At 70.0% G+C, this 6,638-nt stretch carries 6 protein-coding genes; 1 reads left to right on the plus strand and 5 read right to left on the minus strand.

Translation table 11 applies throughout. The annotated features are described in order from the left end of the window. Window position 1: 1 nt before the first annotated feature. Window positions 2-1,117 carry a DNA glycosylase AlkZ-like family protein gene (locus ACFVMC_RS30680; protein ID WP_379216070.1) on the minus strand — a complete coding sequence of 372 codons (1,116 nt, stop codon included), beginning with the start codon at window positions 1,115-1,117 and terminating at the stop codon, window positions 2-4. An 11-nt stretch (window positions 1,118-1,128) separates the two neighbouring features. After that, entirely contained in the window at window positions 1,129-1,524 is a 396-nt protein-coding gene (locus tag ACFVMC_RS30685) for a BlaI/MecI/CopY family transcriptional regulator (protein WP_379216072.1), read from the minus strand. 134 nt (window positions 1,525-1,658) lie between these two features. On the opposite strand from ACFVMC_RS30685, the gene dinB reads away from it, so the two are divergent. After that, window positions 1,659-2,879 carry a DNA polymerase IV gene (gene dinB / locus ACFVMC_RS30690; RefSeq protein ID WP_379216073.1) on the plus strand — a complete coding sequence of 407 codons (1,221 nt, stop codon included), beginning with the start codon at window positions 1,659-1,661 and terminating at the stop codon, window positions 2,877-2,879. Window positions 2,880-2,888: 9 nt separating this feature from the next. Here the strand turns inward: dinB and ACFVMC_RS30695 are convergent, their stop codons facing one another. The 3 genes from ACFVMC_RS30695 to ACFVMC_RS30705 form a co-directional block, all read right to left on the minus strand. After that, entirely contained in the window at window positions 2,889-4,244 is a 1,356-nt protein-coding gene (locus tag ACFVMC_RS30695; RefSeq protein ID WP_379216075.1) for a DUF2252 domain-containing protein, read from the minus strand. A gap of 215 nt (window positions 4,245-4,459) precedes the next feature. Continuing rightward, window positions 4,460-5,626: a thiolase family protein gene (locus tag ACFVMC_RS30700; protein WP_379216076.1), complete on the minus strand. Its 1,167-nt coding sequence runs from the start codon at window positions 5,624-5,626 to the stop codon at window positions 4,460-4,462. Between the two features lie 71 nt (window positions 5,627-5,697). Beyond that, window positions 5,698-6,450 (minus strand): AEC family transporter, encoded by a 753-nt coding sequence (locus ACFVMC_RS30705; RefSeq protein WP_379216078.1) that lies wholly within the window; start codon window positions 6,448-6,450, stop codon window positions 5,698-5,700. Between the last annotated feature and the right edge of the window lie 188 nt (window positions 6,451-6,638).

Raw genomic sequence — 6,638 nt, forward strand, 5'->3', positions numbered from 1 at the left:
GTCAAATTCGTTCGGCGAACCGTGCTTTCAGCGCGTCCAGGCCCTGCGCGGCGGCCAGCCGCGCGAGCGCGGATTCCAGGCGCGCGGCAGGTACCGCACCGCCGTCGAACATCGACACGACCACCTCGCCGTCCAGCTCCCAGGTTCCCGCGATCCGGCCGTCGACCAGCACCAGCGGCGCGATCCACCCCGCCTTCCGGCTGACCTCGCCGCGATGCGCGGCGGGCAACAGCGCGGTGTCCTTGGTGCCCGGACCCAGCACGTACTGATCGAAAGCGCCCAGCAGGTGCACCGAGGAGCTCGGGCGGGCGGCCGCCAGCTCGTCCACGTCGGCGGTGCGGACGTAGACGCGCACGCCTTCCACGTCGACCTCGGTCAGCGCGTCACCGAGGGCCGAGAACCAGCCCCGGACAGCGGGTTTGCGATTGCTGTTGCGGCTGAGCCAGGCGTCGAAGGTCTCCGGGGTCGCGGGACCGTAGGCGCCGAGATAGGCGGACACCGCAATCGGCCCCGCGACCTCGGGCTCCGGCAGCCCGGCCCAGTCCGCGAGCAGCCGCTTCGGCGTCGTGAAGGTGACCCGATTGCCTTGCGCCGCACCGTGACACAATGCGCCCTGCCAAGCCAGCGGCTTGAGCAGCGCGCCCCAGCCCGACCGCAGCCCCTCCCCCAGTTTGTGAAAGGCCTTGTCCGCCAGCAACGCCTCGACCAGCTCGTCCCGGGTGAGCGCCGGGCCGTCGAGAATCTGCGCGACCGCCTCGGTCAGCGCCGCCACCTCGGCCGGCGTGGCGCCGAAGACCTTCTGCCAGGACGCCTTTTCCCAGGTCCGAGTGGCGGCCATGAGGGGAAGGAAGGCGGCCGCCGCGGCGGGGGTGAGCGCGTGCAGGGTGCCGCGCATCGCCCAGGTCTTCAGCAGCGTGCCGCGCCCCAGCTCCCGGGTGAGCGCGCCCGCCTCGGGCGTCGTACTGCGCAGGGCCACGGCGGTTTCCGCGGAGGAGGTCACCTGCGCCTGCACCCCGCAGAGCCGGTCGACGATGGCGGGCACCGGGTCCGCGGACGGTTCCGAGACGAACTGGCGCGTCAACCGCCAGGTGAACACCTGATCCCAGGTAATCCGCACTGCTGCTCCCACTAGCGTGGCCGAGCCGTGTGGCGCCGCAGCGCCGCGCGTAACCCGGCCGATTCCTCGGCGCTGATCTGATCGACGAAATGGCTCAGCACCAGATCGGGGCGACCACCAGCGCCCAACGCCTCCAACATCACCCGCGCACTGTATTCCTCGCGGGTCAGAGTCGGCCAATACCGGTAGGCCTTGCCCGCGCGCTCGCGGGCCAGCCACCCCTTGCGGTGCAGATTGTCCATGGTCGACATGACGGTCGTGTAGGCGATCTCGCGTTCGGCGCCGAGTTCCTCGAAGAGGTCGCGCACGGTGGTGTACTCGCTGTCCCGGTCCCAGATCCGGTCCATGATCACGGCTTCCAGCTCTCCGAATCCACGCACCGTGCCGAACTCCTCAATCGTGATCATCAGCCCCGCCGTCAGAGTACCGACCGTACGGCATTCCTACGGACTCGAACCGTAGATTCCCTCCCCCGGCCGATTCCGCTCCCGAGCCGAATATGCGAACATATGTTCGAACCACGAGTCGAGGAGGGCCGCCGATGCCACCCGAATCCCGCCCCCGGATCCAATCCCGGGCCGAGGCGTCGATCCTGCACGCCGATCTCGACTCCTTCTATGCCTCGGTCGAACAGCGCGACAATCCGCGGCTGCGCGGGAAACCGGTGATCGTCGGCGGCGGTGTCGTCCTCGCGGCCAGCTACGAGGCGAAAGCATTCGGGATCCGCACCCCGATGAACGGCGGTCAGGCGATCCGGCTGTGCCCGCGCGCCATCGTCGTCCCGCCGCGCATGCACGCCTACGCCGACGCCAGCAAGGCCGTCTTCGAGGTCTTCCGGGACATCACACCGCTCGTCGAGGGCATCTCCATCGACGAAGCGTTCCTCGATGTCGGCGGGCTGCGGCGGATCGCGGGCGAGCCGGTAGCGATCGCACAGCGGCTGCGCGCCCGGATCCAGGCCGAGGTCGGCCTGCCCATCTCGGTCGGCATCGCGCGCACCAAGTTCCTCGCCAAGGTCGCCAGCGCGGTCGCCAAACCCGACGGCCTGCGGCTGGTGCCGCCCGACGGCGAACTCGACTTCCTGCACCCGCTGCCGGTCGAAAGACTGTGGGGCGTCGGCGATGTCACGGCGGCGAAGCTGCACGAGCACGGCATCACCCGGATCGCCCAGCTCGCCGACCTGGGCGAGCGCCCGCTGCGCACGATCGTCGGGCCGGCCGCCGCCCGGCACCTGTTCGCGCTGTCGATGGCCCGCGACCCGCGCCGAGTCGAAACCGGCCGGCGTCGCCGCTCGATCGGCGCCCAGCGCGCACTCGGGCGGGGGCACCGACCGCCCGAGGAGATCGAGGCCTACCTGCACGGCCTGACCGACCGGCTCGGCCGCCGCCTGCGCGCCGCCGACCGGGTCTGCCGAACGGTGGTGCTGCGCATGCGTTTCGACGATTTCAGCCGCGCCACCCGTTCGCACACGCTGGCCCGGCCCACCGATTCCACGGCCACGATCCTGGCCGCCGCCCGCACCCTGCTGGCCACGGCCATGCCGATGATCGGCGACCGCGGGCTCACCCTGATCGGGCTCGCGCTCACCAATCTCGACGATGCCGAGGGCGCCCAGCTGGAGCTACCGCTCCAGGCCCGCGCCGGCAACACCCTCGATGCCACACTCGACGATCTGCGGCAGCGATTCGGGTCGGCCGCGGTGACCCGAGCGGCGCTGTTACGCCGCGGCGAGGGCATCTCGGTGCCGCTCCTGCCCGACTGACCGGGCGATTCACCAGCCCGGCGCGGTCTGCACCCGCCCGTCGTCGATGGCGGTCAGCAGGTCCGCGTGATCGGCGCGGGTCTGATCCGCGTAGGCGAGCGCGAACGTCCCGACACCGTCGACGAACGCGTGTCCCTTGCCGATGTAGGCGGCGATCGCGACCGGATCTCCGCTGCGCGCATGGGCTTTGGCCAGGGCGTGCGCGCACGAGGCCGCGAACTCGGTCAGATAGGGCGCGATCCGGTGACCGTCCGGGATCACCTTCATATCGCGGAACTGGCGGACGTAGAAGTCCAGGCCGCGCAACCGGGTCCAGCCGGTGAACAGGTCGGTCGCCGACTGCATCAGGTGCTGGCCGAGTACGACGCGGTGCCCGTGATTGTCCTGCGCGCTGGGCGCGAGATGGGGCTCGTAGGCCGAGCTTCCGGCCTGTTTGATCTGGAGAAACAGCGGAGCCTGCCCGCTGCGCCCCTCGGCCAGCACCAGGAACACCCGCATGCCGACGCTGCCGACCCCGACGACCTGGCGCACCACATCGGTGAGTGTGAACCGTTCCAGCAGCCGGTTCAGATGTTCGGGCACCGAGGCCGAATACGTCTCGAAGACCTCCCGGGCAACCTCGGCCTGATCGCGCAGCCGCGGCCCGTCCAGGTGCACCCGGAACGGCGGCTTGTCGATGATCCGGCGCCGGCCGTCCCTGACCTCGGTCAGCTTGTGGAAAGCCCCCGCGCTGGTGCGTTTCTCGGCTTCCTTGGCGATATGGGCTCGCATCTCCTCGGCGTCGTGCGGCGCCAGTGTCGCCAGCGGGGTGTCCGCGTCGATCCGGTCGTACCAGACGTCGAGCTCGGACATGTCCGCGTAGTCGCGAATGTGCTGCCGGTACGACCACAGCGCCGAGTCCACGGCCTGCTGGGCGGCCGCGTCGTCGAGTTCGTTCTCCCGCGCGCACACCACCAGGCTGGCCGCGAGGCGCTGCACGTCCCATTCGAACGGGCCGGGCAGGGTCTCGTCGAAATCGCGCAGATCGAAGGCCAGATTCCGTTCCGGGGTGGCCCACAGGCCGAAGTTCAGCACGTGCGCGTCGCCGCACAGTTGCACCAGCAGTCCCGAATGCGGCCGGAGCGCCAGATCCGCCGCCATCACCGCCGCGGCACCGCGCAGGTAGGTCCACGGCGACGCGCTCATGCGCCCGTAGCGGATCGGCAGCAGATCGGGGTCGCGCTCCGCGTGCTGCCCGAACAGCACCTCCAGCGCGGTCCGGGTGCGCGCCCCGGCGTCCCATTCCCCCAGCGCGTGCCGCGGCGCGATCTCGCGCGCCGCGTGCCCCAGCTCGGTACCGGCCTGCCGTGCGGAACTACCGGTCATCGTGCTCCTCAGCGGGTTCGGAACTGCACCGGATGGAACAACGCCGCGCGAATCGAAGCGAGAGTACCCCCACCATCGGCACGAATCGGATGCGCCGGGCACACGGCATGTCGTATCCGCGCGAACCCCCTCGAATGACTTCGCCCCCGCGGGCGTCGCCCGCCGGCGACTGGTGGGGCCACAGCTTGTCGAAGGGGAGCCGCCCCGGGACCGGGCTACAGACGCTCGATGATGGTGGCGTTGGCCAGTCCGCCTGCCTCGCACATGGTTTGCAGGGCGTAGCGGCCGCCGGTCTGCTCCAGGTGGTTGACCATGGTGGCGAGGATGCGGGTGCCGGAGGCGCCGAGCGGGTGACCGAGGGCGATAGCCCCGCCGCGCGGATTGAGTTTGGCGGGATCGGCATTGAGGTCGTGCTGCCAGGCCAGCGGGACCGGAGCGAAAGCCTCGTTCACTTCGTAGGCATCGATGTCGTCGATGGTGAGCCCGCCCTTGGCCAGCGCCTTGCGCGTGGCCGGGATGACGGCGGTGAGCATGAGCAGCGGATCGTCACCGAGGACCGCGAAGGAGTGGAAGCGCGCCCGCGGGCGCAGACCGAGCTGGTTCGCCTTCGCTTCGCTCATGATCAGCGCGGCCGAGGCCCCATCGGACAGCGGTGAGGAGTTGCCGGGCGTGATCGACCATTCGATCTCGGGGAAGCGTTGTTTCATCGCCTCGTCGACGAAGGCGGGACGCAACCCGGCCAGGCCCTCGGCGGTGGTGTTCGCCCGGATGGTCTCGTCGGCGGTCAGGCTGCCCGCGGGCAGCAGTTCGTTGTCGAAGCCGCCCGCGGCGGCGGTTTCGGCGGCGAGCCGATGCGAGCGGGCGGCGAAGGCGTCCAGGGTTTCGCGATCCAGCTTCCAGCGCCGGCTCAGGATCTCCGCGGCCGTGCCCTGCTGGATCAGCCCGTCCGGGAAGCGTTGCGCGAGCGGCCCGCGGTTGGGGTCGGCTCCCTGGGCGTTGGAGAACATCGGCACCCGGCTCATCGATTCGACGCCGCAGGCGATGGCGATGTCGTAGGCGCCGGCCAGTACGCCCTGCGCCGCGAAATGCGCCGCCTGCTGCGAGGATCCGCACTGACGGTCCACCGTGGTGGCGGGCACCGACTCCGGGAATCCGGCCGCGAGCACCGCGGTGCGCGAGATATTGAACGCCTGCTCACCGCTTTGGGTGACGCATCCGCCGATCACATCGTCGACCAGTGCCGGATCCAGGTCATTGCGCTCGACCAGGGACCGCAGGACATCCGACAGCAGCGTCGCCGGATGCACATCCGACAGTCCACCACCGGGTTTCCCCTTTCCGGTCGGGGTGCGGACAACGTCGACAATGACAGCGGAAGACATGGCGGCTCCTAGCTCTACTCTGCGATCACCACGCGAATTGCGATTAACTTAATCTACGATACCGCAGCGGTCTACCGGGGCAGGACCAGCATCCACACCGGGAGCAACGCGGCGGTGAGCACCGTCGACTTCACGACCGCGGCGGCAACCAGATCGATCTCGCCGTCGTAGCGCTGGGCGTAGATGAACGCGTTCTGCGCGGCCGGCATGGCGGCGATCACCACGAACATGGCCAGCGTCGGCCCGCTCAAACCGAAGACGTAGCGCAGCGCCGCCCACATGAGCAGCGGGAACCCGACGCACTTCATGGCGATCAGGAAATACTCGACCCGCGCGACCGGCCGCCAGCGCATTCCGTGGGTACCCACGTGCAGGCCGAGCGCGAACAGCGCCACCGGAGACGCCGCCGCGCCCGCGAACTCCAAACCCTCCAGCACCGGCGCGGGCACGCGCACCCCGGCGAGATTGGCCAGCACGCCCGCCGTGCACGCCACCACCACCGGTGTCGCGAGCGCGGACCCCACCGCCCGTGGCACACCCCGGCGCTCGCCCGCACCGGCACTGCCGTGTTCGAGTACCGCGAGGACGATGACCGTCAGCCCGCACACCTGGAACAGCACCACCGGAAAGATCGCCGACGCGTCCCCGAACAGGAAGTCCAGCACCGGCAGCGCGAAATAGGCCGCGTTCACATGCACCGAGCACATGCAGCGCAGCGCGATACCCGGCGCGGGCACACCCGCCCAGCGCGCGCCGAGCGCGAGCACCGCGAAGACGGCGAGCGTGGTGGCCACGTAACCGCCGATGGCGGCGGGCGCGAACAACGCGGCCAGATCCGCGCGATACAGCTGCGGAAACAGGTAGGCCGGGATGGCGAACAGGAAGGCGAAGTCACTGAACGCCTTTCCCGCGTCCCGGGTGTTAGGCGACGCTGAAAATGCCGATCAACCAGGCGTTGAAGATGCCGACCATCAGAGGCAAGAGAACCCCGCCGGGCATAGCCGCAGCGGGG

Source organism: Nocardia sp. NPDC127579, assembly GCF_042672005.1.
GTDB lineage: Bacteria > Actinomycetota > Actinomycetes > Mycobacteriales > Mycobacteriaceae > Nocardia.